The following is a 25343-nucleotide window of genomic DNA, read 5'->3' as shown; positions in this document are numbered from 1 at the left end:
GAATTCCTGCAGGATCGGATGGCGCGTTGCGTTAAAAGCCGCAGGAAGTGATGGCGCGTGCCGGGGGGGCGTCAGGCCGGGGTGCGGGCCAGCTCCGCCTGCCGCTCCTCCACCAGGGTGGCGACGGCGTTGAACAGTGGATGGTCCTTCCCCAGCCCGGTGATCTTCTCCGTGGCATCCGCCGGACTTTCCGAGCCCAGGATGGCCGCCAGCTCGGTGGCCTCGGCATCCGCGGGATCGGTGAAGCGCAGGGCGGCGGCAATGGCACCCAGCAGGGCTTCCGGCACCACGCCGCGTTCCGCCAGTTCCGCAGCCGGGCCGATGAACCGTTCATGCCGGCTCAGCTTCCGCAGCGGTGCACGGCCCACCCGGTTCACGGTGTCAGGCAGGTACGGGTTGGAGAACCGGACCAGGATCTTCTGGACGTAGGCCTCCTGTTCGTCGTTGCTGAACCCATGCTTGGCCACCAGGAGCTGCTTGGTTTCCTCAAGCACCGCCCGCACGTCCTCGGCCACGTCCTGGTCCGCCATGGCGTCGGAAATTTTCTCCACGCCGGCTTGGAACCCGAGGTACGCCGCCGAGGCATGTCCGGTATTGACGGTGAACAGCTTCCGCTCGATGTACGGCGACAGGTCATCCACGAACGTGGCACCAGGGATCACCGGGGCCGCGTCGCCGAAGGCGGTGCGGTCGATGACCCACTCGTAGAAGGTCTCCACGGTCACGTCCAGGCCCTGCCCGGCCTCCTGGTTGGGCACGATCCGGTCCACGGCGGTGTTGGCGAACACAGCCTTGCCGTCAAGGACTGCTGCGGTGACTCCCGGCTGGGACGCCACCTCCCTGGCCAGGATGTCCGTGGCGTTGATGGCGTTCTCGCAGGCCATCACCTGCAGGGGCGCCAGGCCCGGTTCCCTGGCAACAATGCCCTTGGCGATCACGGGTGCCACGAACTTCAGGATGTGCGGGCCCACCGCCGTGGTGACGATGTCCGCGGTCGAGATTTCCTGGACCAGCTCAGCCTCCTGGGCGTTGGAGTTCAGCGCCCGGAAGTTGTCCACCGTCCGCACGGCGGGGTTCTCACCCACCTCGTGCACCGCGTAGCTCTCGGCCTGCGAGAGCCGGGTGATGAGTTCGTCGGCCACGTCCGCGAACACCACCTCGTAGCCTGCGTCATGCAGGAGCAGGCCCACGAAGCCGCGGCCGATATTGCCGGCACCGAAATGTACTGCCTTCACTATGCGTTGACCTTTCCGAAGAGCTCCAGGACTTCATCCTCGGACGTGGCAGCCTCGAGCCGCGCCACCTGCTCCTTGTTGGTGAAGACCTTGGCGATGGAGGACAGGATGTGCAGGTGCTCATTGTTGATGCCTGCCACGCCCACCACGAACTTGACCTGCTTGCCGTTCCAGTCGATGCCTTCCGGGTAGCGGATGACGGACACCGCCGATTTGCGGATGTGGTCCTTGGCGGCGTTGGTGCCGTGCGGGATGGCCAGGAAGCTGCCCATGTAGGTGGACACGGATTCCTCGCGTTCGTGCATGGCGGCAATGTAACCCTCGTCCACGGCACCGCGCGCCAGCAGGAGCCGGCCGGCCTCGTCGATGGCGGCGTCACGGGTGGTGGCCTTACCGGCCAGCACCACACTCTCGCGGGCCAGGATTTCGGAGGTTCCGTTGGCGGAGGCGCCGGACGCCGCAGCTGTTCCCGCGGCAGCGGGCGCTGCGTCAATGGGGGCGTCGGCGGCGTGCGCACCGTGGGTGGTGCCGGCGTCGGACTTTTCCCCTTCGGTGTTGCTCTCACGGACCAGCTCGACGATCTCGTCGTAGCGCGGGCTGCTCATGAAGTTGTCCACGGAGTAGTGGACGGCGCTGGACGTGGCCGGCTTGGCGCGTTCGGTGAGGTCCTGGTGGGTGACCACCACATCGTAGGTGTCCGTGAGGTTGGCAATCGAGGCATTGGTGACCTTGACGTCCGGGAAGCCGGCAGCCTTGATCTTGTTCCGCAGCACCGAGGCGCCCATGGCGCTGGAGCCCATACCGGCGTCGCAGGCGAACACGACGTTCCGCACGGGGCCCGCCAGGACGCCCACCCCGCCGCGGCCGGCGGCTGCACCAGCGGCAGTTCCTGCAGCGGCACCGGTGAGGGTTGAGGCAACCGAGCTCTTCTTGCCCTTCATGGCTTCCATGCGGGCGGTGGCGTCACCCAGGTCGGCCTCGTCGCTGTGCTTGGTGGTGCGCAGGATGACCGAGGACACCAGGAAGGAGACGGCCGCCGCGAGCACCACGGACAGGATGACGCCGAAGTAGCTGTCACGCGAGGTCTGCGCCAGCACGGCGAAGATGGAACCCGGGGCGGCCGGAGCGACCAGGCCGGAGTTGGTGACGGCCAGGGTGGCGATGCCGGTCATGCCGCCGGCGATGGTACCCAGGATCAGCAGCGGACGCATCAGGACGTACGGGAAGTAGATCTCGTGGATGCCGCCGAGGAACTGGATGATGGCTGCGCCGGGGGCCGATGCCTTGGCGGCGCCGCGGCCGAAGAACGCGTAGGCGAGCAGGAGGCCCAGGCCGGGACCGGGGTTGGCCTCCAGCAGGAACAGGATGGACTTGCCCTGCTCCAGCGACTGCTGCACGCCCAGCGGGGTGAGCACACCGTGGTTGATGGCGTTGTTCAGGAACAGGACCTTGGCGGGCTCGATAAAGATGCTGGTCAGCGGCAGGAGGCCGTTGTGGACCAGGAACTGCACGAAGTTGCCTGCGGCAGTACTGAACGCCGTGACCAGCGGCGATATGCCGTAGAAGCCCAGCAGCGCCAGCAGGGCGCCCCAGATGCCTGCGGAGAAGTTGTTGACCAGCATCTCGAAGCCGGGGCGGATCTTGCCGTCCCAGATCGAGTCGATCTTCTTCACGGTCCAGCCGCCCAGCGGGCCCATGATCATGGCGCCGATGAACATCGGGATGCCGGCACCGACGATCACGCCCATGGTGCCGATTGCCCCCACCACGCCGCCGCGGACGTCGTAGACCATCTTGCCGCCGGTGTAGCCGATCAGCAGCGGCAGGAGGTAGGTGATCATGGGGCCTACCAGGCCAATGTTGGGCTTCCCGTCGGTCTCGCCGAAACCACCGAGCTGCGGTACGGGCAGCCACCCCTTCTCAATGAAGAGGGCGGTGATGATGCCCCAGGCGATGAACGCCCCGATGTTGGGCATGATCATGCCGGACAGGAATGTCCCGAACTTTTGGACGTGCACGCGCGCGCTGGTGCGGGGTTTTGCAACTGTCTCTGTTGCCATGTGATTTCCTAACCGTCATTCCTGCTGCTCCGCAGGATTGGTCCGATGATTACGACGACGTACTGCTGGGTAATGCGTGGTTGTGGGGCTACCCGGCCGGGCTGGTGGAGATCCGGTGGAGCCATTCGAGGAAAAGCTTGAGTTCCGAGCTGGAAAGCTGGTCAGAGTGCGAGGCCTGAAGTGCGGCGTTCAGGGCGATCGCTGCCACCACCACCGAGGACTTTCCGGCGCCGCCCGGGGCCGGGCCGCTGGCGGGCTCGGCGGACACCGCGAAAATCATGGCGTCCCGGGTCATGGTGGACAGTTCGAGGTTGCGTTCGGTGGCGGGCTCCGCAATCAGCATCAGCGTCACGCCCACGTTGGCCGCCAGGATGGACCTGGCCGCTTCCCGGGGCTGGACGTTCAGCTGGCCCGCCGCCGCTGCCTTGTTCAGCATCTCCTCCATCAGCGCCTCGGCGTCCGCCACGATGGCGGGCCGGCTTTCCGGACGGATATTGCCGAACATCACCAGGTACAGCTCGGGCTGGTTGAGCCCGAACTGGACGTGGTTGTCCCACATTCTCCGGATGTCCTCGAGGGGCTGTCCGGAAGGGGCGAAATCCCTTTCGCCCGCGACATATTCTTCAAATCCTGCGGCGACGACGGCGTCGAACAGACCTTCCTTGTCACCGAAGTGGTGGTACAGGGTGGGAGCGGAGACGCCTGCCAGCTGGGTGATCTGGCGGGTGGAAACCGGAGCTCCCGCGGAATTTGCCAGCAGTTCCGCGGCAGCACGGAGCAGCCGCATTTTGGGGGGAAGCTGGCCATCCAAACTCATAACCGCTACCCTAGCACCTATAGCGTTGCTATATGAACTGAATCACATACAATTTTTTCAGGCTCGTTTCCACCTCCTGACGTGGCAGTCCGGCGGTGTTCCGGCACGGCGCCGGAAATGTTTGGCGGGCCTGGCTACCGGCAGAGAATGAGGACCTTCAGTGCAGAACTTCCCAGGAGTAGGCGTCAGTCCAGGCCGCGTCATCGGCACCATCCGCCAGATGCCCAAACCGATCAGTGAGCCTCCTGCCGGTGAGCAGCTGGCGCCGGACACCACGGCGGAAGAAGCCACGGCTGCCCTGAAGGCGGCCTCGCAGGCCGTGCATGACGAGCTGAAGGACCGCGCCGCGCACGCCACCGGAGACGGAAAGGCGGTCCTTGAAGCCACTGCACTGATGGCCAAGGACACCATGCTGATCAAGGGCGCGGCCAAGCTGGTGGCCCGGGGCACCTCCGCCGAGCGCGCCATCTGGGAATCAGGCTCCTCGGTGTCGGAGATGCTGCACAACCTGGGCGGCTACATGGCCGAACGCGCCACCGACGTCCTGGACGTCCGCGCCCGGATCGTCGCTGAGCTGCGGGGCGTCCCCGCGCCCGGCATTCCCGCCTCCAGCACCCCGTTTGTCCTGGTGGCTGAAGACCTGGCCCCCGCGGATACCGCCACGCTGGACCCCAACAAGATCCTGGCGCTGGTCACCGCCGGCGGCGGACCCCAGTCCCACACTGCCATCATCGCCCGCTCGCTCGGCCTGCCCGCCGTGGTCGCAGCCGTGGGCGTTGATGAACTTCCGGACGGCACCGAGGTGTACGTGGACGGCGCGGCCGGCAGCATCACCGCCGAACCCGACGAGACCCTCCGTGCCACGGCCGAAGCCTGGGCGGCAACGGCCTCCCTGCTGGCCGAATTCACCGGCACGGGTACGACGGCGGACGGCCACGAGGTGCCGCTCCTCGCCAACGTGGGCGGCGGCAAGGACGCCGAAGCAGCTGCCAAGCTGGGCGCCCAGGGCGTGGGCCTGTTCCGCACCGAGTTCTGCTTCCTGGAACGGGACACGGAACCTTCCGTGGAGGAGCAGGCGGCGGCCTACAAGAGCGTGTTTGATGCATTCCCCGGCAAGAAGGTGGTGCTCCGCACGCTCGACGCCGGCGCCGACAAGCCGCTTCCGTTCCTGACCGACTCCACGGAGCCCAACCCTGCCCTGGGCGTCCGCGGCTACCGCACCGACTTCACCACGCCGGGCGTCCTGGACCGGCAGCTGGAAGCCATTGCCCTGGCCCAGCAGCAGTCCGAAGCCGACGTCTGGGTCATGGCTCCCATGATCTCCACGGCCGAGGAAGCCTCCCGCTTCGCCTCCATGTGCGCGGATGCCGGGATCAAGACCCCCGGCGTCATGGTGGAGGTCCCCTCCGCCGCCCTCACCGCAGAAGCGATCCTCCGCGAAGTGGAATTCGCCAGCCTGGGCACCAACGACCTCACGCAGTACGCCATGGCGGCCGACCGCCAGCTGGGCCCGCTGGCCAACCTGAACACCCCGTGGCAGCCCGCAGTCCTGCGCCTCGTCGGGCTGACCGTCGAAGGATCCCGCGCCGAGGGCCACAACAAACCCGTTGGAGTCTGTGGTGAGGCTGCCGCCGATCCTGCCCTCGCCGTCGTCCTTACCGGCCTTGGCGTCAATACACTCTCCATGACCGCGCGTTCGCTGGCCGCAGTGGCCGCGGTCCTGAAGACGGTAACCCTGTCCGAGGCCCAGGAACTGGCCAAGCTGGCCCTCTCCGCCCCGAGTGCCACCGAGGCGCGGGCCTGGGTGCGCGAAAAGCTGCCGGTCCTGGAGGAACTGGGACTCTGACCAGCCGCGGGCGGCCGGGCGGCACCCGGGATAGGCTACGTCCATGGCACTGATAGCCCCCCGGGTCTCGGCCGGCCTGCCCGCCGGCGAGGCCCGCGCCCTGACGCGCGCCCTCGAGGACAGCAACGACGTCACCGTGTTCGTGGACGGCACCGTCCACCGGCTGCCCGCGGAGGCCCGCGACGCCGTCGTCGATCTCCTCGCCAGGCTGGGACGCGGCGAAACGGTGACGGTGAGCAGCGTGGAGGAGATGCTGACAACCTCCCAGGCCGCCGAACTGGCCGGGATTTCGCACACCTACCTGCGGAACATGACCGATCGCGGGGAAATCCCGGTGGAGTACCGCGGATCGCACCGCCGGATCCGCACGGCCCACATCATGGCCTGGCTGGAGCAGCAGAAGCTTGCCGAACAGAAGCGCAAGCAAGGCAAGAACGCGGCCGTCGACGCCGGCGCGGGCGAATAGTGCGGGCCCCCCTGTCCTGGCCACGGCGCCGGAAGGATGTTGTGCTCCACTCAGCCGACATGGAAGCGAACGGTTTCACGGGCCGGATCCTCTGGGCTGACGGGACACCAGCCCCTGGACCGGATGCCGCAGGCGCCTCCACGGCACCCGCCTACATCCTCATTCACGGCATCGGCGTTTCACACCGCTACCTTCGCCGCTTGCACGGTGAGCTCGCCGCCGTTGCCCCAACGTACTCCTTGGAACTGCCGGGCTTCGCTGGAACGCCCAGGCCGGAGCGGCAGCTGTCCGTGGCCGACTACGGCGCCTTCATCGCCCAGGCACTCAAGGCAAGCGGCATCGCCTCCTACATCCTGGTGGGGCATTCCATGGGCGTGCAGTTCGCCATCGAGGCAGCGCTCTATGCTCCCGGCCAGGCGCAACGGCTGGTCCTCATGGGTCCGGTGGTGGACTCGCGGCACCGGACCGTCGTGCGGCAGGGCATGGCGCTGTTCCTGGACGCCCTCCTCAGGGAGAGCCCAGGGTCGAACTGGCTCGTGCTCTCGGACTACTTCCGCTGCGGGCCCCGCTGGTATTTCACCGTGCTCCCCGTCATGATGGCCTACCCTACGGAGCGGAGGCTGGCCGGGATCAACGTTCCGGTCCTGGTGCTGCGCGGCGACAACGACCAGGTGGCAGGCGCTGACTGGTCGCTCCAACTCTCCCGGGCAGTGCCGGAGGGAAGCTTCGCGGAGATCCAGCACGCCGGGCACGTGGTCCAGCACCTGCGCCCGCGGCAGGTGGCGGATGCCATCAAATCCTGGGCCGCCCTGCCCAGCGCCGCATCTTGAGGGCCGCGTGCAGCTCCAGCCGGGGCATCCCCTTCAGCGGGTCCACGCCCAGCAGCTGCCTGATCCGTCCGAGCCTGTTGTAGATGCTGCTGCGGTGCAGGTGGAGCCTGGTGGCCACGTCCTGGACCGAGCCGTCGTTGTCATAGAGCAGCTCCAGGACCGGAATGAGCTCACCGTTGCGGTCATGGTCCTCGAGCATGCGGAAGTACACCGACCCGGAGTCCGCCCAAGCACCTACTCCTCCCCCGGCGGAGGCCAGCAGCTGGTACACGCCGGTGGCCCTGCAGTCCACCAGCTCGCCCAGCTGCGGATCCACCGCGGCCGCCTGGGCTGCCATCCGTGACTGCCGGTACGCCTCCGAGAGCTGCCGGGTCTTCGCGAAGCCTTCACTGATGCCAAGGATGATCCGGTGCACCGGGCGGCCGGATCGCTTCGCCAGCTCCAGCTGGTAGTGCACCAGGACCTGGGCATGGTTTGCCCGGCCGGTCGATTCGCGGAACAGCACCACCGAATGCGTCTCCGTCCCCGCGCTGAAGAGGGCGGCATCCACGCCCACCGTGGCCTGCAGCGCGGTGGACCGGTGGATCAGGGTGGAGGCGATGGGGTCCGGGCCGCTGGCCCAGCCGTCTGCGTCCAGGACTGTGACCATCTGCCACGGCCCCCTCCCCTGGACTTCCTTCCAGCCGGCCACCGCGGCCACCGCATTGGTCTCCCCGGCGCAGGCGGCCAGGAACTCCCGCTCGCGGCCCCGCCGGAATTCCGATTCAGCCGTGTTCGAGTCGAGCAGGAGCCCAGACAGCAGCTCAAGCTCGTGGTTGACGCCCGGCAGCTGCGTGAGGATCGCCGTCGGGCTTTCCTCCGCCGAGTCCTGTTGCACCCAGAGATAGCCCACCCGGAAACCGCGCACCATCAGCGGGACGCACACGCGGCCCAGCATGCCCAGGTCCGGGTTGGCCGGCACCACAACAGGCCTTACGGCGGTGGCGATCCCGTGCGCGAGCTGCCACGCGCTCACGTCCGCCGGGACCTTCTTGCTCAGCAGGAAGTTGACCCGGACGCGGTCAGCGTGGGACTGGTTGGAACTGTAGGCGAGCAGCAGCCCGTCCAAATCCTCCAGGGACAGCCCCCGGCCCAGCTTCTGCGCCACCTGTTCGACGAGCTGTTCCACACCCTGCTGCTGCATGGGCCAACAGTACTGCCCCGGCGGCCCCGCGGACGAACGGACACGAGGCGACACCTGACGCTCCAAGGCTCGACGGATGTCGAGGTTAAGGATCCAAAAACCGCGGAATCCCGCGGTTCCGGCCAGCGCAAGGGCACAGGATCATGTCACCTGGCTCACAGCGGGATTTATCGTTGAATCACGAAAATCCTTCCACCTGTACGGCCTACCGGCCCCCAAAAACTGGAGCAGACGATGATCATCGGCGTCCCCAAAGAAATCAAGAACAACGAATTCCGGGTGGCCATCACCGCGGCCGGCGTCCACGAGTTCCTCACCCACGGGCACACCGTCCTGGTGGAGCGCGGCGCAGGCCTGGGCTCGGGCATCACCGACGAGGAATACTCGATCGCCGGCGCCGAGATCGTCAACGAGGCGGACGACGTCTGGGCCCGCGCCGACATGGTGATGAAGGTCAAGGAACCGATCAAGTCCGAATACCACCGCTTCCGCAAGGGCCTGATCCTCTTCACCTACCTGCACTTGGCCGCCGAGCCCGAGCTCACCGCGGAGCTCATCAACTCCGGCGTCACCGCCATCGCCTACGAAACTGTGCAGGAAGGCCGCACGCTGCCGCTGCTGGCCCCGATGTCCGAAGTGGCCGGCCGCCTGTCCGTCCAGGTGGGCGCCACCTCGCTGATGGCACCGGCCGGCGGCAAGGGCGTGCTGCTGGGCGGCGTGCCCGGCGTGCGCCCCGCGAAGGTGGTTGTCCTGGGCGCCGGCGTGGCCGGAACCAACGCCGCTGCCATGGCCCTGGGCCTGGGTGCCGACGTCACCATCCTGGACATCAACATCAACCGCCTGCGCGAACTTGATGCCCAGTACCAGGGACGGCTGAAGACCGTTGCCTCCAACAAGTACGAGATCGAGAAGTCAGTGGTGGACGCCGACCTGGTGATTGGTTCCGTCCTGATCCCCGGCGCCAAGGCTCCCAAGCTGGTCACCAACGACCTCGTGGCCCGCATGAAGCCCGGATCGGTCCTGGTGGACATCGCCGTGGACCAGGGCGGCTGCTTCGAGGACACCCACCCCACCACCCACCAGGAGCCCACGTACAAGGTGCATAACACCATCTTCTACTGCGTGGCCAACATGCCAGGCGCCGTGCCCAACACCTCCACGTACGCGCTGACCAACGTCACCCTGCGCTACGCGGTGTCCCTGGCAAACCTGGGCGTCAAGGCCGCCTTCGACCGCGACCCCGCCCTTGCCGCCGGCCTTAACATCGCCGCAGGCCACGTGGCGCACCACTCCGTGTCCGAGGCCCACAACCTGCCCCTCGTCGCCGACTGGCACGAGCTGGTCTCCGCCTAAGCCCTCTCCATCGATTGCTCCGTAATCGTCCTTTTGAACCCTCAGAACGGCGCTTACGGAGCAATCGATGAGTCATTTGACCAGTTCCCTGGCCCTCTCGATGATTTTGAGGACCTCGACGGCGTCCTCCGGGTTTACGGGGAGGGGCAGGGATGACTCTGCTCCGCCGTCGAGGATCTTGTCCCCCAGCAGGCGGTAGAACTCCGGGTAGTTCCCGCGTTCGGTGGCGAGGCGGTCCAGGTGCCCGTCGCGGCCCAGGAGCCCGGCCCATTCCGGTGCCTCCACGCCATAGTCCGCATCCCGCGGACTGCCGCCGGCTGCCATGTAAGGCTCCTGCGGGTCCACCCCGTTCTTGGTGAAGCCGCCGATCGAACCCAACACCCGGAAGCGCGGCCCCTGCTGGGCGCACAGCATGTTCATGGCCAGGTGGCTGGTCACACCGGACTGGTGCCGCAGGGCCAGGAAGGCGTCATCATCCGCCCGCTCGTCGGACCGGCGCGCCTGCAGCTCCGCGTGGAGGACGGTGGCCGGGCCGAACAGCTGCAGGGCCTGGTCGATCAGGTGGGTGCCCAGGTCGAACAGGACGCCTCCGCCGTCGGCAGCAGTGGCCCGCGCCTTCCAGGCCTTGGCAATGGAGGGGGACCACCGCTCGAACGTCGACTCGAACCGGGCCACCTTGCCCAGGGACTGGGTTGCCAGCAACTTCCGGAGCGTGAGGAAATCCCCATCCCACCGGCGGTTGTGGAACACCGTCAGCACGCGTCCCTCCGCCCGTGCCAGCGCAACGAGTTCCTGTCCCTGGGTGCTGGTGACCGCGAACGGCTTGTCCACCACCACGTCCAGCCCCGCTTCCAGCGCGGCCTTGGCCAGCGGGTAATGGGTCAGCGGCGGGGTCGCCAGGACCACAAGGTCAAGGTCTGCGGCCCGCTGCAGGACGGCGGCGCCGTCGCGCACCACCGCCACCCCCGGAAGCCGGGACGAGGCAGATCCCTGCCGCGCGGCGTCGGATGTTGCAATGACGTCCAGCGAGTAGCTGGCGTTGGCTGCCAGCAGCGGCGCGTGGAAAACGCTGCCGGCGAGTCCGTATCCGACGACGGCGGTGCGGATGGTGCGGGGGTCCGCTGCAGTTCCGGTCATGGAAGCAACGCTACCCCCGGTCCCGTATGGATAAGGCGCCGGGTTAAAGGAAGCCGGCACCCCTGGAAGACCAGGGGTGCCGGCTACTCGACAGGGCTGGGGGTGGTTACTTCTTTACCCAGCCGATGGTGGTCCAGTCCGGGACCTGCGAGGTGCTCTGGAAGAGCGACGGGCCGTAGTTGGCCAGTCCGGTGCGGACGAAGGAGATCTGCGGGCCGTTGAAGACCACGCCCATGGAGTAGTACTTGGCCATGTGCTCCTTCTCCACGTCCATGGCTGCCTTGTTGCGGGCTGCGTTGTCCTCGATGGAGGCGAGGTCGGCGATCTTCTTGTCCAGGTCGGCGTCGCCCAGCTTGTTCTCGTTGACCTTGGAGTCGTAGTACTGCTTGACGGCGTCGGTGGCATCCGGGCCCACGGTGTAGCCGGAGATGCTCAGGTCGAACTCGCGGCTGCCCAGCACCTTGCCGAAGTCGGCGGAGGCGCGCTGGTCGATGCCCACATCCATGCCACCGGCCTGGAGCTGCTTCTGCAGGGTCTGGGCCACTGCCAGGGTGGTGGGGTCGTCGCCGAAGTTGCTGATCTTGAAGGCGGCGGGCTTGCCGTCCTTCTCCATGATGCCGTTGGCGTTGGCCGTGTAGCCGGCGTCAGTGAGGACCTTCTTGGCCGCATCGGCTCCGGTTTCCTTCACCGGGTAGTTGTCCTGGTAGTACTCGGAGAACGGCAGCAGCATCATGGAACCGGAGCTGGGCTCTTCCCAGTTCAGTCCATTGAAGCGGACCTTGCGGAGGGCTTCGCGGTCCACGGCAGCGAAGATGGCCTTGCGGACGTTGACGTCGGTGATGCGCTGGGCGTTAAGGTTCAGGCCACCGGCGAAGAGGCGCTGGCCGCGGCGGATGTCCGAATCCTTGGTGCCGTCCAACTGCTTATACAGCGAGATGGTGTTGGCGGACATCGCGTCGATTTCACCGTTCTTGAAGGCGGCGATCTGTGCGCTGGTTTCCAGCTGGCGGAACGTTACGTTGGCCAGGACCGGCTTCTGGCCCCACCACTTGTCGTTCGGCACCATGGTTACCGTCTTGGCGGCGGTGTCGTACTGGTCAAGCTTGAAGGGGCCTGCCATCCACTCCGGGTGCATGTTGCCGTTGAAGCCCTCGTTGAAGATCTCGGGGGTGTTGACGGCGGGGTGGATGAGTCCGAAGAAGAGTGAATCCACGGGGAAGACCGGGCGGCTGGTCTTGACGATGACTTCCTTGTCGTTGCTGCCGGCCTCGACGGAGTCAACGAACTCGTAGGCGCCCGAGCTGACGATGTCGTAGCCGGCGTCCGGGCTCTTGAGGATGTTCCAGGTGTTCTTGAAGGCCTTGACGTCGATGGGCGTGCCGTCGTTGTAGGTGGCCTTGGGGTTGACCTTGATGGTGATGGTCTGCTTGCCGTCCTTGACCTCGCTGTCCACTGATTCGCAGAAGTCAGGGTTTGGCGTGACCTTGCCCTTGAAGTCCACCTTCCAGCAGCCGCCGATGCCGCCGCTGTTCATGGCAACCGGGTTCATGGGGATCTGCAGGGCGGAGTTGTCCGCACTGTTGCCGTTGTTGGAGAACCCGTTGAAGTCCGGGCCAATGTTGCCCAGCGGCAGGGTGACCTTGCCGCCCTGCTGGAGGTCGGACGCCGGCTTCTCGTTGATGCTGATCAGCTTGGACAGATCGCTCCCGGATTCCTGTCCTTTGGCTGTTTCGGGGCCGCTGGCACCGCCACCGCCGCAGGCCGTCAGCGCCAGGGCGGCAGCAATGGCTGCAGCTCCGCCGATCCTGTTCAGTTTCCTCATGGTTTTCCCTTCATTTGGTGCGAGTGGTGGTGCTTGGGATCGAAAAGTCCTTAGGGCGCATGGTGGTCCGCCGGTTCGTGGACCACCAGCATGTCCTCATCCAGTTCCCCGTCCGGGAAGAAGCAGGCGAACTGCTGGTCCGTGGCAGTGGACGCCGTTTCCAGGGGCGGCTCAACGGTGAGGCACTTCTCCTGCTTGGCAGGCGGAAGTGCAGCGAAGACTGGACAGCGGGTGGCGAAGTTGCAGCCTTTGGGGGCCTGCAGTGGCGAGGGCAGGTCGCCCTGGAGGATGATGCGTTCGCGGGTGCGTTCCAGCCGGGGATCGGGCACCGGGATCGCGGAGAGGAGGGCGCGGGTGTAGGGGTGCCGCGGGTTGTCGAACACCCGGTCCACGGCGCCCACCTCCACGATCTTGCCGAGGTACATGACGGCCACCCGGTTGGAGATGTGGCGCACCACCGAGAGGTCGTGTGCCACCAGCAGGTAGCTCAGGCCCAGCTCTGCGCGCAGCTGGTCCAGGAGGTTGATGACCCCGGCCTGGACCGAGACATCCAGGGCCGAGACCGGCTCGTCGAGGACCACCAGCTTGGGGTTCACGGCCAGTGCCCGGGCGATCCCGATCCGCTGGCGCTGGCCGCCGGAGAACTGGTTGGGGAAGCGGTTGACGTGGTCCGGCTGCAGGCCCACGAGCTTCATCAGCTCCATGATCCGCTTCCTGGTCGCGGCCCGGTCCATGCCCGCGTTCTGCAGGGGTTCGGCCAGGACTTCGTACACCGTGAAGCGCGGATCAAGGGCGCCGGTAGGGTCCTGGAACACCATTTGGAGTTCGCGCCGCATCTTGCCCTTGGTCTTGGCATCAGCCGCCTGCTTGTTGCTCAGGCCGCCGATCACCACCTCGCCGTCCTGGTCCGGATGGAACTCCATGATTTCCAGGAGCGTCGTGGTCTTTCCCGAACCCGATTCGCCCACGATCGAAAAGCATTCGCCTTCGCGGATGTCGAAGCTCAGGCCGTCCACCGCCTTGACGGTGCCGATCCTGCGTTTGATGAGGGCTCCCCTGGTCAGGGGGAAGTGCTTGCGCACGTCCTTGAGCTGCAGGACGGTGGACCGCTCTTCCCGGGGAATCGCGTCGAAGCGGGACACAGCCACCGGCGGGGCGGCGAACACGTCGTGCACATCCACGGAGCCGCCCAGGGACCCTGCTTTGATGCAGGCGGCGCGGTGCTGGGCGTCGCCGTCAACGGGTGCCAGCGCAGGTTCGCCGTGCAGGCAGGCGTCCGAGGCCAGGGGGCAGCGCGGAGCGAACGAGCAGCCGGTGGGAGTGTGCAGCAGGTTCGGCGGCATGCCTTCGATGGGAACGAGCGAGGACTTCTCGGCCACATCCACGCGGGGCACCGCGCCCAGCAGGCCCATGGTGTAGGGCATCCGCGGGTTGTAGTAGATGTCCTCCACGGCCCCGGTTTCCACCGGTTTTCCTGCGTACATGACCATGATGTCGTCTGCCATCCCCGCCACCACGCCAAGATCGTGGGTGATCATGACCACCGCCGCGCCCGTCTCCTCCTGGGCCGTGTGGAGCACCTCGAGGACCTGGGCCTGGATGGTGACGTCCAGGGCCGTGGTGGGCTCATCCGCAACCAAAACGCGGGGGTTGTTGGCAATGGCGATGGCGATCATGACGCGTTGGCGCATGCCGCCGGAAAATTCATGCGGGAAGGCCTTCAGCCTGTCCTTGGGGCTGGGGATCCCCACCATGGCCAGCAGTTCGACGGCGCGGGCCTCCTTGGCCGTCCTGCTCATGGTGGGGTGGTGGATGGTGAGCGCTTCGATGATCTGGGTGCCCACGGTGAACACCGGGGTGAGGGACGACAACGGGTCCTGGAAGACCATGGCAAGGTCGTTGCCGCGGTACTTGCACATGTCCTTGTCGCTGAGCCCCAGCAGCTCCCGGCCCTTGAGCCGGACAGAGCCGGAGACCTGGGCGGTGGGCGGGAGGAGCCCCATGACGGCCAGGGAGGTGACGGACTTGCCGGACCCCGATTCGCCAACGATCCCGAGTGTCTTGCCCGGCATCAGGTCGAAGTCGACGCCCCTGACGGCGTGCACAACGCCGTTCTCCGTATTGAAGCGGACGTTCAGGTCGCGGACCGACAAGACGGCGTCGCCGGGGGCGTGCAGGCCTGCCACATGCAGGCGTTCCACGGTTGAACGTGATGGGTCCGTGGCTCCGGTGGTGGTTTCGCTGCTCATGCCGCCTTCTTTTCCGCGGTGGTTTTCCGGGCTTTGGCTTTCTTGGCCCTGCCGCTGGAGGTGGAGCTGGGGTCAAAGGCGTCGCGCAGGCCGTCGTTCATCATGGCCAGGGAACCGGTCAGCAGGAACATCACGGTGAGCGGCACCCAGAACATCCAGGGGAAGGTTTGCACCTGGGAAGTGGCCTGGCCGATCAGGACGCCCAGGCTCACGTCCGGGACCTTGATGCCGATGCCGATGAAGGAGAAGGCGACCTCGGCCAGGATGGCTGCGGTGACGCCGCGGGTGATGTCGAGGATCAGCAGTGAGCCGATGTTCGGTACCAGGTGCCGCCAGACGATCCGGCGCGGCGGGACGCCCATGTACTGGGCCGCCTTGACGAAGTCACGCTGCATCAGCGACATCGACATGGACCGGATCAGGCGGGCGGTGCCCATCCAGCTGAACACCAGCAGGACGATGATGAGGAGCAGCCAGGAGGGAAGGTCGCGCTTCAGCCCGGCCCCGCCGCCGCTCGTGGCGACAGCGACCACCAGGAGCGCCGGCATCATGATCAGCGCTTCGAGGATGAACAGCATGACCTTGTCCACCTTGCCGCCGAAGTAGGCCATGGTGCAGCCGTAGACGGCGGCGATCAGGACCGACACCAGTCCCACCACCAGGCCGATCAGGATGGAGATCCTGGTGCCCTCCACGGTCATGGCGTAAAGGTCGATGCCTGCCTGCGAGGTTCCGAGGTAGTGGTCGGCCGACGGGGGCATGCCGATATTGAAAGGATCGATGGTTTCCTTGTCCCACTGGGTGAAGAATCCGCCGATGAACGAGAAAACGGTCAGGGCCAGGAAGATGGCCAGGCCCGCAACGGCCGTCTTGTTCCGCAGGAAGCGGCGGAAGATGATGGTGGTTTTGCCGATGACGACGTCGGCGCTTTCCAGGTGCGCATCCTGCGCCACTGCTGCCGGGTCCACCGCGTTCAGGTTGGTCATGGCTACTGCACCCGTACCCTCGGGTCGACAAGCGTGGTGGCGAAGTCCGCCAGGATGGCGCCCAGAGCGAAGATCACGGAGCCGTAGGCCAGTGTGGCCGTGGCCGCGTTGACGTCCTGCAGCGAGATGGCGTCGATGCTCCAGGACCCGACGCCCGGCCACGCGAAGATCTTTTCGGCGAAGAAGCCGCCGGCGAAGATGGCCGGGATGGTGAAGGCGATGCTCTGGGCCACCGGGATGAAGGACACGCGAAGTGCGTGCCGGGCAATCGCCTGGTTCCGGGTCAGCCCCTTGGCCCGTGCGGTGCGGACAAAATCCGCGTTGACGTTGTCCAGCAGGTATTGCCGCTGCGCGATCTGGTAGGCACCCCAGCCAACCAGGGTGATGGCCACGGTGGGCACCACGTAGTGGCCCAGCATGTCAACGAACTGGGCCCAGCCTGGGGCGAGGCCGGGGGTGGAGATGCCGGTGACGAAGAAGATCCGGTCGCCCACGGACTCGTTGATGTTGATGGCGCCCAGCTGGACCAGGAAGTAGGCGATGGGCGCCGGCACGATATAGGCGAGGTAGCTGTAGGACGTGATGACCCGGTCCTGGAACTTGTACTGGCGTGCCGCCGAATAAACGCCGAGCGCGACGCCGATCACCAGGGTCAGGATGATGGACGCCAGGAACAGCCGGGTGGAGATCCAGACACGGTCCCCGAACTCGGCGTTGATATAGGCGCCGTTGGGGCTGCGGCCCCAGTCCCAGCGGGTGACGATGCCGGTGAGCCAGTCAACGTAGCGCTCCCAAGGGCTGAGCGCCGGGTCCAGGCCTTTGAGCCGCATGGAATTCGCCACCTGCTCGGGGGTGGGCCGCGGGATGCGCTCCTGTTCGAGCAGTGCCGGCTTGAGCGAGCTGACGGCCAGGAAGTAGCCGGCGGATGTGGTGAGGAAGATCATGACCACATACGTGATGCCGCGCTTGGCGAGGTACTTGAGCATGGGCGCTGCTGGATCCTTCCGTCCTCCCCGGACAAGCACGGATGGTGCCGCCTCACCGGGTCCCCTGTACCAGCGGGTAGCTGGCTTCCCGCAGCCCCTGGGGGCAGGTCCTGGTGGACTATGTTGCGGGTCACATTCCAGAGGAAACTATCACAAGCCTCGAGCCGAAAAGCCGGGGAATCCCCGGAAACCAGGCGCGCCGTATCAGATCGTTATGAATAGTTCTGTGAAGCCCGCGTGACTGGACGCAGGGTCCGCTCAGCGCGTACCATGCGCGCTTGTGACAACCCGTGTCACAAGCTCTCGCCACGATGCAGCCAGCCGTTCGCATGTGACTCCATGTTCACGGATCAGGTGTAGAAGCCTCTCGGGGTCCAGAGTCGCGTTGAGGGATCCCGCCATCAGCCAGGGCTCCGGGGATTCTGCGCCGGCTTCACGCAGCAGCATCTCCACGTGGCGGTCCCAGAGGGCGGCAGCAGGGACTTCAAATCTTCCCCTCGAAGCATTTCCGGCTGCGAGCACCAACTCCCCGAATTCCACGACGTACGCGATCCGCCCGGCTCCAAAGGCGATGAGCCGGTCCAGTGGCGGTGCGCCCGGACCCAGGGGTGGCGGGCCGAACAGGAAGCGGGCCTGGAACGCGGCCTCCGAGTCGTTCAGCAGGGTGAGCATCAGCCCGGCCCGGCTCCCGAAGCGGCGGAAGACGGTGCCCTTGCCCACGCCGGCCTGCTCGGCCAGCCGGTCCATGGTGAGCGCGGCGGCCCCGCCTTGTTCGATCAACTCCCGGGCAGCCAGCAGGAGGCGTTCACGGTTCCGGGCGGCGTCGCTGCGTTCCGCGGCCGTCACGGGGGCCACGACCGGCCGCACTGGGATGGACCTCACACAGACAGTGTAGCCATGCGGAATATAAACGGACTGCGGTCCGTTTAGTCTGGTGAAGGCTCCATGAGCCGGAAGTTTGACCGAATGCGGCCCCCGCCGCCCCCTAGCCAGGAGTTCCCATGACCAAGAGCACAGTCCTTACCCTTGTCGGCAGCCTCCGCGCCGAGTCCACCAACCAAAAGCTGGCCGAGGCCATCCAGCTCAATGCGCCGGAGCAGGTGGACGTGGTGATCCACGAGAGCCTGGGCAACATCCCGTTCTACAACGAGGACCTCGACGTCGAGGGCCAGGTCCCTGCAGCCGCAGCAGCCCTGCGGGCCGCTGCCGAAGAGGCGGACACCGTCCTCTTGGTTACCCCCGAGCACAACGGCACCGTGCCCGCCGCACTGAAGAATGCCATCGACTGGCTGTCCCGCCCCTTCGGCGCCGGCGCCCTTGCCGGCAAGCCAACCGCCGTCGTCGGTACCGCGTTTGGCCAGTACGGTGGCGTCTGGGCCCAGGATGAAGCCCGCAAGGCCGCCGGCATCGCCGGTGCGCAGATCCTGGAAGACGTCAAGCTCGCCGTCCCCGGTTCCATGGTGCGCTTCGCTGAAGTCCACCCCAAGGACGACGCCGAGGTCGTGGAGCAGATCAAGGGCGTTTTCGATGCCCTTGCCGCAGCAGCACCGGCGGCCTAGCCCGACCAGCAACGCGCCCGGCACGCTATGTCGCGTGCCGGGCGCTCTCATGTCCACGGAACGTCTCGCCCGTCCGGGATAAACAGGTGTTGCCCTGCAAGCAACATCGGGCTGTATCCTGACTCTGTGACCCACGAAACACTGGATGCCTCCGCCGGAACGCTGCCTGCCGAAGCCATCGATGCGATCGAGCGTGCAGCCACCTCGGCCCACCGCCACGAGGAACTGTTCTCGGAGCGGGCGGCGAACATCCGCCAGTCCGCCGTCAGGGACGTTTTCGACATTTCCATGCGGCCCGGACTGGTCTCCCTCGCGGGCGGAAGCCCGTATCTCCAGTCGCTGCCCCTTGACCGCCTGTCAGCGACGGCAGCGGACATCATTGCCAAGGATGGACTTACTGCCCTGCAGTACGGCGCCGGACAGGGTACCCCCGAGCTCCGGGAGCAGATCTGCGAGGTCATGGCCGCCGAAGGCATCCTGGACGCCCGCCCCCAGAACGTAGTGGTCACCGCGGGATCACAGTCGGCCCAGGATGTGGCCACCAAGCTCTTCTGCAATCCGGGAGACGTGGTCCTGGTGGAGGACCCCACCTACGTCGGCGCACTGAACACCTTCGAGGCATACCAGGTCCAGGTGGAAACGGTGGAGATGGACCAGTTCGGCCTGGTCCCGGAACTGCTGGAGGCGCGGATCGCCGCGCTCCAGCTCGCCGGCAGGAGCATCAAGTTCCTTTACACCATCCCGAACTTCAATAACCCCGCCGGCATCACCCTGGCCCGGGAACGGCGGCAGCAGGTGGTCGATATATGCCGCAGGGCGAATATCCTGGTCCTGGAGGACAACCCGTACGGACTCCTCCGCTTCGAAGGTGAGCCGCTGCCCCCACTGCGCGCCGCCAACCCGGACGACGTCATCTACCTCGGCTCCTTCTCCAAGATCTTCGCGCCCGGCCTCCGGATCGGCTGGGCCCTGGTTCCGGAACACCTGCAGCGCCGCTACTACCTCGCCGCGGAATCGGTCACGCTCTGCCCGCCCGCCCTGAACCAGATGCTGGTTTCCGCCTACCTGCGCGACTACGACTGGAAGGGCCAGATCGAAACCTACCGCGGGTTGTACGCCCAGCGGTGCCGGGCCATGCTCGCCGCCCTCAAGGAATACATGCCCGCCGGGACCACCTGGACCAGCCCACAGGGCGGCTTCTTCGTCTGGGTGACGCTGCCGGAGGGCATTGACACCTACCCACTGCTGCGCAAGGCGATCGATGCCGGCGTCGTGTTTATCCCCGGCGCAGCGTTCACGCCGTCGGACGAGCCGTCCAACAAGCTCAGGCTCGCCTTCAGCGCCGTCCCTCCCGAAGCCATCGCCGAGGGAGTGCGCCGGTTGGCGCCGGTGCTGCAGGAAGCCATCGCGGCGCTGTAGCGTAAGCCACACGAACGCCGAAAACCGAGCAAAGGAGCATGCATATGGGTGGAATCATCGTTGTAGGGGTCGACGGCAGCGAAACCGCAAAGAGGGCAGCGGAATCGGCCAAGAACCTGGCGGCGGGACTGGACGCCTCGCTGCACGTCGTGTCGGCCTTTGACAGCGACCGGACCGAGGTGTTCGGCAGCGGCAGCGACCGCTGGATCGTCTCCGACGCCGACGCCGCAGAACAGGTGGCCCGGACCGTGGCGGAATCCCTGGGCCGCGACGTCGCGGTCACCTATTCGGCGGCCCGCGGGCGGCCCGCCGATGCCCTCATCAAGGAAGCCGTCCGAATGGATGCCCGCATCATCGTGGTGGGAAACCGCCGCATGCACGGCATCGGCCGGGTCCTGGGCAGCGTGGCAAACAGCGTGGCCCACAACGCCCCTTGCGACGTTTACATCGCCAACACCTACGACGCCGACTAGAGCCAGGAACCCCCTTGGGGTAACGCAGGACACCACCCGTGGTGGCGGATATCGCTGCGGGTGGTGTCCGTTCTCACCGCATTATCATCATTTGCGCTGCTGGCGCAACGATAAAATTGGATGGGCCCCCAACGGCGTGGACACTGACGAATCCACCCACCAGCGAAGGGCTCCCCTTGATCACCATGCAGCGCCGCCAGCTTGTTGGCCACGACATCCTCCTTGCCCGCCACGGCAACCACATCAGCTCCATGCGGGTGGACCGCAGCAACGACCGTGTGGTTGCGCTGCTGGACGACGGCAGCCTGGACAGTGCGCCCAACCTCATTACCCCGGGGCTCCAGCTCCCCGCCACCGTGCGCAGCGTCCTGCGCGAGGACTGGAAGCTCCTGAGCGCCTGGGCCGGCGCGGCCGCGCTCATGGGCGGCCTGATGACCGCCGCCGCAGTAGTGCTGGGAACCACCGCGGATCCGGCCATACTCGAAGCCTTCACCGCATACGCCGCCTACTAGGCTGGCAATTCCCCCGGCCGCGTAGAAGGTCAGCCCACCAGCCAACCCTGCAGCAGCCACCAGATCCCGGCCATCACCAGGCCGCCGAAGAGCGATCCTGCCACCACCTGTGCCAGGGAATGGGCCCGCAGCACCACCCGCGACCAGCTGACCGCCGGGACCAGGAGCAGCAGCGGTGACCACGCAGCGCCGAGCATCAGCACAGATACGACGGCCGCGCAGGACACGGCAGCGGCGTGGCCGCTCATCTTCCAGAACGGGCTGACCACGGCCAGGACCGCCACGCCGCCCACTACCGCCAGCACCATCGCAATGACGCTTTGGGGCGCATCCACGGCGCCCAGCACCAGCAGCCCCAGAGCGATGCAGCCCAGCGCCATCAGCAGCACGGGTGCACGCTGCTTCCGGTCGCTGACGTGGTGGTCCGTGACTTTGCCCAGCCTGACCAGGACCAGCAGCACCACCAGCGGAAGCACGCACACGAAGAGGGCCGCCAGCGCACCGTAGCCGATGGTTCCCGGGAATCCCGGCTGGGCCAGTGGGCTGACCAGCAGCTGCAGGGAAACCACCACCGGCGGCTGGAAGACCTCCGTCAGCCATTTGGCTGTGCGGTTCCTGTTCCGGATCGCCCCGTTGCCTACTGCCATGTCCTGGGCCGGTTCCCTAGTCCAGGAGGAGCGCGGGCTCCTCCAGGATGGCTGCGACGTCGGCCATGAAGCGGGCGGACAGGTCACCATCGACCACGCGGTGGTCGAAGGATCCGCCCAGGGTGGTGATCCAGCGGGGAATCACCTCTCCATCCAGGACCCATGGCTTCTGCTTGATGGTTCCGAAGGCAACAATGGCCACCTCCCCCGGATTGATGATCGGCGTACCGGTGTCGATGCCCAGGGCCCCGATGTTGGTGATGGTCAGCGTCCCGCCCTGCATCTGCGCCGGCTGCGTCTTCCCGGCCCTGGCCGTGGTGGCAAGGTCGTTCAGCGCCAGGGCCAGCTCCTTCAAGGACAGGTCCTGCGCATTCTTGATGTTGGGCACCATGAGGCCGCGCGGAGTGGCCGCGGCAATGCCCAGGTTCATGAAGTGCTTGACCTGGATCTCGGCGCTGCCGTCTTCGTTGTCCACCCAGGCTGCGTTCACGCTGGGATTCCTTGCGGCGGCCCAGATGACGGCCTTGGCCAGGATGAGCAGCGGCGAGACCTTGATTCCCTCGAAGTCCCGGGAGGCCTTGAGCCGCTTGACGAATTCCATGGTGCGGCTCGCGTCGACGTCCACGAAAATGCTGACGTGCGGTGCCGCGAAGGCAGATTCCACCATCGCCTTGGCCGTGGCCTTGCGGACGCCCTTGACCGGAATGCTCTCCACGCGCTGGTCCTGCGGCTTTCCGGCCGCGCCCCAGAAGCCGTCCGCCTTGTCCAGCTCGGCGTCGCGCTGCGCCTGGTAGCTGACCAGGTCTTCGCGGGTCACCTCGCCGCGCGAACCCGTTGCGACGACGTCGGCGAGGTCGATGCCAAGGTCGCGGGCAATTTTGCGGACCGGCGGCTTGGCCAGTACCCGGTTGACAAGGCCCGTGATGGTGCCGCCGAGGGTCGGCCGGGTGTCGACGGCGGAAGGTGCGCCGGCGGAAACTTCGGCCGGCGTACGGGGCTGGACCGGTTCGACCTCGGGCGCGTTCACTGTCATGGCGGCCGACGGTGCGGTCTTCCGGGGCCGGCGCTTGACGGCGTCGGCCTTCGGCCCGGAACCCACCAGGGGTGCGGCGGAGGTCTCGCCCGCCTCCCCTGCGTCTGCGGGCAGCGTGCCGTAGAGCGGCTGGGTGGAGGCACCGGAAGCGACGGTGGCCTGGGGTGCGCGGACGTCGGCGGGGGTGGGGTCGCCGGAGACTTCGTCGCTGACACTGATGATGGCGGTCCCGACGTCGACCGTCACCCCTTCCTCCACCAGCAGTTCGGTGACGGTGCCGGCGAACGGGGACGGCAGTTCCACGATCGACTTCGCGGTTTCGATCTCGCAGATGACGTCGTTGATGGCCACGGTGTCGCCGGGCTTGACCTTCCAGGAGACGATTTCCGCCTCCGTGAGGCCCTCGCCGACGTCGGGCAGGTTGAACTTATTAAGGGTCATGGTGTCCTCAGTAGGAGAGGGCGCGGTCCAGCGCCTCGAGGATGCGGTCGATGTCCGGAAGGTAGTCTTCCTCCACCTTGGCAACGGGGTAGGGCATGTGGAAGCCGCCGACGCGGATCACCGGCGCCTCGAGGGAGTGGAATGCCCGCTCGCTGATCCGGGCGGCGATTTCGCCTCCGATTCCGCCGAATGTGGGGGCCTCGTGGGTCACGATCAGACGGCCGGTTTTTTGGACGGAGGCGGTGACGGTGTCGAAGTCGATGGGGGAAATGGACCGGAGGTCGATGACCTCCAGGCTCCGGCCGTCCTCCTCCGCTGCGTTGGCGGCCGCCAATGCCACGGGCACCAGGGGTCCGTAAGCCACCACGGTGGCGTCGGTACCCTCGCGAAGAACGTGGGCCTTGAACGGATCCTCCGACGGCCCGGGCGCCTCGACGTCTACCTCCCCTTTGAGCCAGTAGCGGCGCTTGGGTTCGAAAACGATGACGGGGTCCTGGCACTCCACGGCCTGCTGGATCATCCAGTAGGCGTCATGCGGGTTGGACGGGGTGATGATGCGCAGGCCGGCCGTATGGGCGAACAGGGCCTCCGGGGATTCGGAGTGGTGCTCAATGGAGCCGATGCCGCCGCCGTAGGGGATGCGGATGACCACGGGGACGGTGAGGTTGCCGTTGCTGCGTGAGTGGATTTTGGCCAGCTGGGTGGTGATCTGGTTGAAGCCGGGGAAGACGAACCCGTCGAACTGGATCTCGCAGACCGGGCTGTACCCCCTCAGCGCCAGGCCGATGGCGGTGCCGATGATTCCGGACTCGGCCAGCGGGGTGTCCACCACGCGGTCCGGGCCGAACTCGCCGATCAGTCCGTCAGTGACGCGGTAGACGCCGCCTAGGGGTCCGATGTCCTCGCCCATCAGCAACGACTTGGGGTTGGCGGCCAGGGTGGCGCGGAGGCCTTCGTTGATGGCCTTCGCGATGGTCATGGTGGTCATCAGTGGCCTGCCTTTGCTGCGTGCCCGGCGGATTCTTCCCCGCCGGCGAATCCTGCGCTGTATTCCTCGAACCACGCCAGTTCCTCGGCCACCAGCGGGTGGGCCTCCCTGTAGACGCTGGCGAAGGCCTGCCGGATGTCCGGGTTCTGAAGATCGTGGGCGGTGCGCCTGACATAAGCGGCCAGGTCGTCACCGTCGGCCTTCACCTTGGCGAAATAGGCGTCATCTGCCAGGCCTTCGGCGCGCAGGTACTTCTCCAGCCGGGCCAGCGGATCCTTGGCCCGCCAGGCATCCTCCTCCTCGGACTGCCGGTACTTGGTGGGATCGTCCGCCGTGGTGTGCGCCCCCACCCGGTACGTGAAGGCCTCAATGAGGACTGGCCCCTTGCCCTGGCGGGCATGCTCCAGCGCCCACTCGGTGACGGCGTGGACCGCGATCACGTCGTTGCCGTCCACCCGTATGCCGGGGAAGCCGTATCCCTTGGCACGGTTCGAGAGCGGAACGCGGGTCTGGACGTTGGTGGGCACGGAGATGGCCCAGTGGTTGTTCTGGCAGAAGAACACCACGGGGGCCTTGTAGGAGGAGGCAAACACCATGGACTCGTGGACGTCGCCTTCCGAGCTGGCGCCGTCGCCGAAGTACGCGATGACGGCGGCGTCAGGCTCCCTGCCGGCGGTATTGGAGGCGGCGGCGAGCTTCTGGTCCCGCTGGATCCCCATGGCGTATCCCACGGCGTGAAGGGTCTGCGCCGCCAGGACCAGGGTGTATAGGTGGAAATTGGTGTCCTTGGGGTTCCATCCGCCGTTGGAGACTCCGCGGAACTGGCGCAGGAGTTCGGCAAGGTCCACGTTCCGGGTAAGCGCCACGCCGTGTTCCCGGTAAGTGGGGAAGATGTAGTCCTGCGGCTGGCTGGCCCGGCCTGAACCGATCTGCGCCGCTTCCTGGCCTGTCAGCGGCACCCACAGGGCCAGCTGGCCCTGGCGCTGGAGGGCGGTCGCTTCGACGTCGAACCGCCGGATCGCGGCCATGTCGGCGTACAGGCCCCGCAGGTCGCCGGCGGTGAGCTTGTCCGCGTAGGCGCTGTAGACGGGATCGGTGCCCAGCTTCCCGTCAGGACCGAGAAGCTGAACCATTTGTGCCGCGGGCTCGCCCATGACGGCTTCAGCATCGGCTTCCCGCTGGTCGTCTACCGCTGTTCCGTCGAACTCGGTGGAAGGCAGATGAGTGCCCATACCGTCTCCTTGCTTGCCGCATCCGGATGCAATGCAATGTCGCTGGGATATATGCCGCGCACGGAATAC

22 protein-coding genes are annotated in these 25343 nt (G+C 66.6%); 8 read left to right on the top strand and 14 right to left on the bottom strand.

Annotated features, from left to right (window positions below; translation table 11 throughout):
- Positions 1-71 precede the first annotated feature (71 nt).
- From PV772_RS06530 to PV772_RS06520, 3 genes are all read right to left on the bottom strand, one after another.
- The gene (locus PV772_RS06530) at positions 72-1235 is read right to left on the bottom strand and encodes a mannitol-1-phosphate 5-dehydrogenase (RefSeq protein WP_141182753.1); all 1164 of its coding nucleotides are present in this window, start codon (positions 1233-1235) and stop codon (positions 72-74) included.
- The gene (locus PV772_RS06525; RefSeq protein WP_347885682.1) at positions 1235-3295 is read right to left on the bottom strand and encodes a PTS mannitol transporter subunit IICBA; all 2061 of its coding nucleotides are present in this window, start codon (positions 3293-3295) and stop codon (positions 1235-1237) included. The genes PV772_RS06530 and PV772_RS06525 overlap by 1 nt, the downstream gene beginning before the upstream one ends.
- A gap of 88 nt (positions 3296-3383) precedes the next feature.
- Entirely contained in the window at positions 3384-4112 is a 729-nt protein-coding gene (locus tag PV772_RS06520) for a TetR/AcrR family transcriptional regulator (RefSeq protein ID WP_141158949.1), read from the bottom strand.
- Between the two features lie 160 nt (positions 4113-4272).
- On the opposite strand from PV772_RS06520, the gene ptsP reads away from it, so the two are divergent.
- From ptsP to PV772_RS06505, 3 genes are read left to right on the top strand one after another with little or no spacing between them, the layout of a single operon-like run.
- The gene (gene ptsP / locus PV772_RS06515; protein ID WP_347885681.1) at positions 4273-5958 is read left to right on the top strand and encodes a phosphoenolpyruvate--protein phosphotransferase; all 1686 of its coding nucleotides are present in this window, start codon (positions 4273-4275) and stop codon (positions 5956-5958) included.
- A 43-nt stretch (positions 5959-6001) separates the two neighbouring features.
- Complete coding sequence (locus PV772_RS06510; protein ID WP_141182756.1) at positions 6002-6424, top strand: helix-turn-helix domain-containing protein; 423 nt, start codon at positions 6002-6004, stop codon at positions 6422-6424.
- A 59-nt stretch (positions 6425-6483) separates the two neighbouring features.
- Positions 6484-7254, top strand: coding sequence for an alpha/beta hydrolase (locus tag PV772_RS06505; RefSeq protein ID WP_141161431.1), 771 nt, complete (start codon positions 6484-6486; stop codon positions 7252-7254).
- On the opposite strand, the gene PV772_RS06500 is transcribed toward PV772_RS06505, so the two are convergent.
- Positions 7217-8437, bottom strand: coding sequence for a helix-turn-helix domain-containing protein (locus PV772_RS06500; RefSeq protein ID WP_347885680.1), 1221 nt, complete (start codon positions 8435-8437; stop codon positions 7217-7219). The two genes, PV772_RS06505 and PV772_RS06500, sit on opposite strands and share 38 nt — an antisense overlap.
- Positions 8438-8671: 234 nt before the next feature.
- On the opposite strand from PV772_RS06500, the gene ald reads away from it, so the two are divergent.
- Positions 8672-9790 carry an alanine dehydrogenase gene (gene ald / locus PV772_RS06495; RefSeq protein ID WP_307361200.1) on the top strand — a complete coding sequence of 373 codons (1119 nt, stop codon included), beginning with the start codon at positions 8672-8674 and terminating at the stop codon, positions 9788-9790.
- Between the two features lie 72 nt (positions 9791-9862).
- On the opposite strand, the gene PV772_RS06490 is transcribed toward ald, so the two are convergent.
- The 6 genes from PV772_RS06490 to PV772_RS06465 form a co-directional block, all read right to left on the bottom strand.
- Positions 9863-10927 carry a Gfo/Idh/MocA family oxidoreductase gene (locus PV772_RS06490; protein ID WP_307361198.1) on the bottom strand — a complete coding sequence of 355 codons (1065 nt, stop codon included), beginning with the start codon at positions 10925-10927 and terminating at the stop codon, positions 9863-9865.
- Between the two features lie 106 nt (positions 10928-11033).
- Positions 11034-12749 (bottom strand): ABC transporter family substrate-binding protein, encoded by a 1716-nt coding sequence (locus tag PV772_RS06485; protein ID WP_141158943.1) that lies wholly within the window; start codon positions 12747-12749, stop codon positions 11034-11036.
- Positions 12750-12799: 50 nt separating this feature from the next.
- Positions 12800-14998 (bottom strand): ABC transporter ATP-binding protein, encoded by a 2199-nt coding sequence (locus PV772_RS06480; protein WP_347885679.1) that lies wholly within the window; start codon positions 14996-14998, stop codon positions 12800-12802.
- Positions 14995-15984, bottom strand: a complete 990-nt coding sequence (locus PV772_RS06475; RefSeq protein ID WP_141158941.1) for an ABC transporter permease — start codon at positions 15982-15984, stop codon at positions 14995-14997. The genes PV772_RS06480 and PV772_RS06475 overlap by 4 nt, the downstream gene beginning before the upstream one ends.
- Positions 15985-15986: 2 nt before the next feature.
- Positions 15987-16970, bottom strand: coding sequence for an ABC transporter permease (locus tag PV772_RS06470; RefSeq protein ID WP_141158940.1), 984 nt, complete (start codon positions 16968-16970; stop codon positions 15987-15989).
- Between the two features lie 258 nt (positions 16971-17228).
- A complete protein-coding gene (locus tag PV772_RS06465) occupies positions 17229-17852 on the bottom strand; it encodes a helix-turn-helix domain-containing protein (RefSeq protein ID WP_347885678.1) in 624 nt (207 codons plus the stop codon).
- A 119-nt stretch (positions 17853-17971) separates the two neighbouring features.
- On the opposite strand from PV772_RS06465, the gene PV772_RS06460 reads away from it, so the two are divergent.
- The 4 genes from PV772_RS06460 (at position 17972) to PV772_RS06445 (ending at position 20933) form a co-directional block, all read left to right on the top strand.
- Positions 17972-18529, top strand: coding sequence for an NADPH-dependent FMN reductase (locus PV772_RS06460; RefSeq protein WP_141182763.1), 558 nt, complete (start codon positions 17972-17974; stop codon positions 18527-18529).
- A gap of 126 nt (positions 18530-18655) precedes the next feature.
- Positions 18656-19948 (top strand): PLP-dependent aminotransferase family protein, encoded by a 1293-nt coding sequence (locus tag PV772_RS06455; RefSeq protein WP_347885677.1) that lies wholly within the window; start codon positions 18656-18658, stop codon positions 19946-19948.
- 44 nt (positions 19949-19992) lie between these two features.
- Positions 19993-20421, top strand: coding sequence for a universal stress protein (locus tag PV772_RS06450; protein WP_141158936.1), 429 nt, complete (start codon positions 19993-19995; stop codon positions 20419-20421).
- A gap of 176 nt (positions 20422-20597) precedes the next feature.
- A complete protein-coding gene (locus PV772_RS06445; RefSeq protein ID WP_141158935.1) occupies positions 20598-20933 on the top strand; it encodes a hypothetical protein in 336 nt (111 codons plus the stop codon).
- 29 nt (positions 20934-20962) lie between these two features.
- Here the strand turns inward: PV772_RS06445 and PV772_RS06440 are convergent, their stop codons facing one another.
- From PV772_RS06440 to pdhA, 4 genes are read right to left on the bottom strand one after another with little or no spacing between them, the layout of a single operon-like run.
- A complete protein-coding gene (locus PV772_RS06440) occupies positions 20963-21580 on the bottom strand; it encodes a phosphatase PAP2 family protein (protein WP_307361182.1) in 618 nt (205 codons plus the stop codon).
- Positions 21581-21596: 16 nt separating this feature from the next.
- Entirely contained in the window at positions 21597-23054 is a 1458-nt protein-coding gene (locus tag PV772_RS06435) for a dihydrolipoamide acetyltransferase family protein (protein ID WP_141158933.1), read from the bottom strand.
- 7 nt (positions 23055-23061) lie between these two features.
- Positions 23062-24042 carry an alpha-ketoacid dehydrogenase subunit beta gene (locus PV772_RS06430; RefSeq protein WP_141158932.1) on the bottom strand — a complete coding sequence of 327 codons (981 nt, stop codon included), beginning with the start codon at positions 24040-24042 and terminating at the stop codon, positions 23062-23064.
- A complete protein-coding gene (pdhA, locus tag PV772_RS06425; protein ID WP_141158931.1) occupies positions 24042-25274 on the bottom strand; it encodes a pyruvate dehydrogenase (acetyl-transferring) E1 component subunit alpha in 1233 nt (410 codons plus the stop codon). Before pdhA ends, PV772_RS06430 begins: the two co-directional genes overlap by 1 nt.
- Positions 25275-25343: the final 69 nt, after the last annotated feature.

The organism is Pseudarthrobacter sp. CC12, from assembly GCF_039907755.1.
Taxonomy (GTDB): domain Bacteria; phylum Actinomycetota; class Actinomycetes; order Actinomycetales; family Micrococcaceae; genus Arthrobacter; species Arthrobacter niigatensis.
The sequence above is the reverse complement of the archived record's forward strand: the minus strand, read 5'-3'. Positions and strand labels throughout refer to the sequence as shown.

Excerpts from the sequence above, each read along its gene's own strand:
- PV772_RS06525 (WP_347885682.1), bottom strand. The coding sequence starts at position 3,295 with ATGGCAACAGAGACAGTTGCAAAACCCCGCACCAGCGCGCGCGTGCAC.
- PV772_RS06520 (WP_141158949.1), bottom strand. The coding sequence starts at position 4,112 with ATGAGTTTGGATGGCCAGCTTCCCCCCAAAATGCGGCTGCTCCGTGCT.
- PV772_RS06510 (WP_141182756.1), top strand. The coding sequence starts at position 6,002 with ATGGCACTGATAGCCCCCCGGGTCTCGGCCGGCCTGCCCGCCGGCGAG.
- PV772_RS06505 (WP_141161431.1), top strand. The coding sequence starts at position 6,484 with ATGGAAGCGAACGGTTTCACGGGCCGGATCCTCTGGGCTGACGGGACA.
- PV772_RS06500 (WP_347885680.1), bottom strand. The coding sequence starts at position 8,437 with ATGCAGCAGCAGGGTGTGGAACAGCTCGTCGAACAGGTGGCGCAGAAG.
- ald (WP_307361200.1), top strand. The coding sequence starts at position 8,672 with ATGATCATCGGCGTCCCCAAAGAAATCAAGAACAACGAATTCCGGGTG.
- PV772_RS06490 (WP_307361198.1), bottom strand. The coding sequence starts at position 10,927 with ATGACCGGAACTGCAGCGGACCCCCGCACCATCCGCACCGCCGTCGTC.
- PV772_RS06485 (WP_141158943.1), bottom strand. The coding sequence starts at position 12,749 with ATGAGGAAACTGAACAGGATCGGCGGAGCTGCAGCCATTGCTGCCGCC.
- PV772_RS06480 (WP_347885679.1), bottom strand. The coding sequence starts at position 14,998 with ATGAGCAGCGAAACCACCACCGGAGCCACGGACCCATCACGTTCAACC.
- PV772_RS06475 (WP_141158941.1), bottom strand. The coding sequence starts at position 15,984 with ATGACCAACCTGAACGCGGTGGACCCGGCAGCAGTGGCGCAGGATGCG.
- PV772_RS06470 (WP_141158940.1), bottom strand. The coding sequence starts at position 16,970 with ATGCTCAAGTACCTCGCCAAGCGCGGCATCACGTATGTGGTCATGATC.
- PV772_RS06460 (WP_141182763.1), top strand. The coding sequence starts at position 17,972 with ATGACCAAGAGCACAGTCCTTACCCTTGTCGGCAGCCTCCGCGCCGAG.
- PV772_RS06450 (WP_141158936.1), top strand. The coding sequence starts at position 19,993 with ATGGGTGGAATCATCGTTGTAGGGGTCGACGGCAGCGAAACCGCAAAG.
- PV772_RS06440 (WP_307361182.1), bottom strand. The coding sequence starts at position 21,580 with ATGGCAGTAGGCAACGGGGCGATCCGGAACAGGAACCGCACAGCCAAA.
- PV772_RS06435 (WP_141158933.1), bottom strand. The coding sequence starts at position 23,054 with ATGACCCTTAATAAGTTCAACCTGCCCGACGTCGGCGAGGGCCTCACG.
- PV772_RS06430 (WP_141158932.1), bottom strand. The coding sequence starts at position 24,042 with ATGACCACCATGACCATCGCGAAGGCCATCAACGAAGGCCTCCGCGCC.
- pdhA (WP_141158931.1), bottom strand. The coding sequence starts at position 25,274 with ATGGGCACTCATCTGCCTTCCACCGAGTTCGACGGAACAGCGGTAGAC.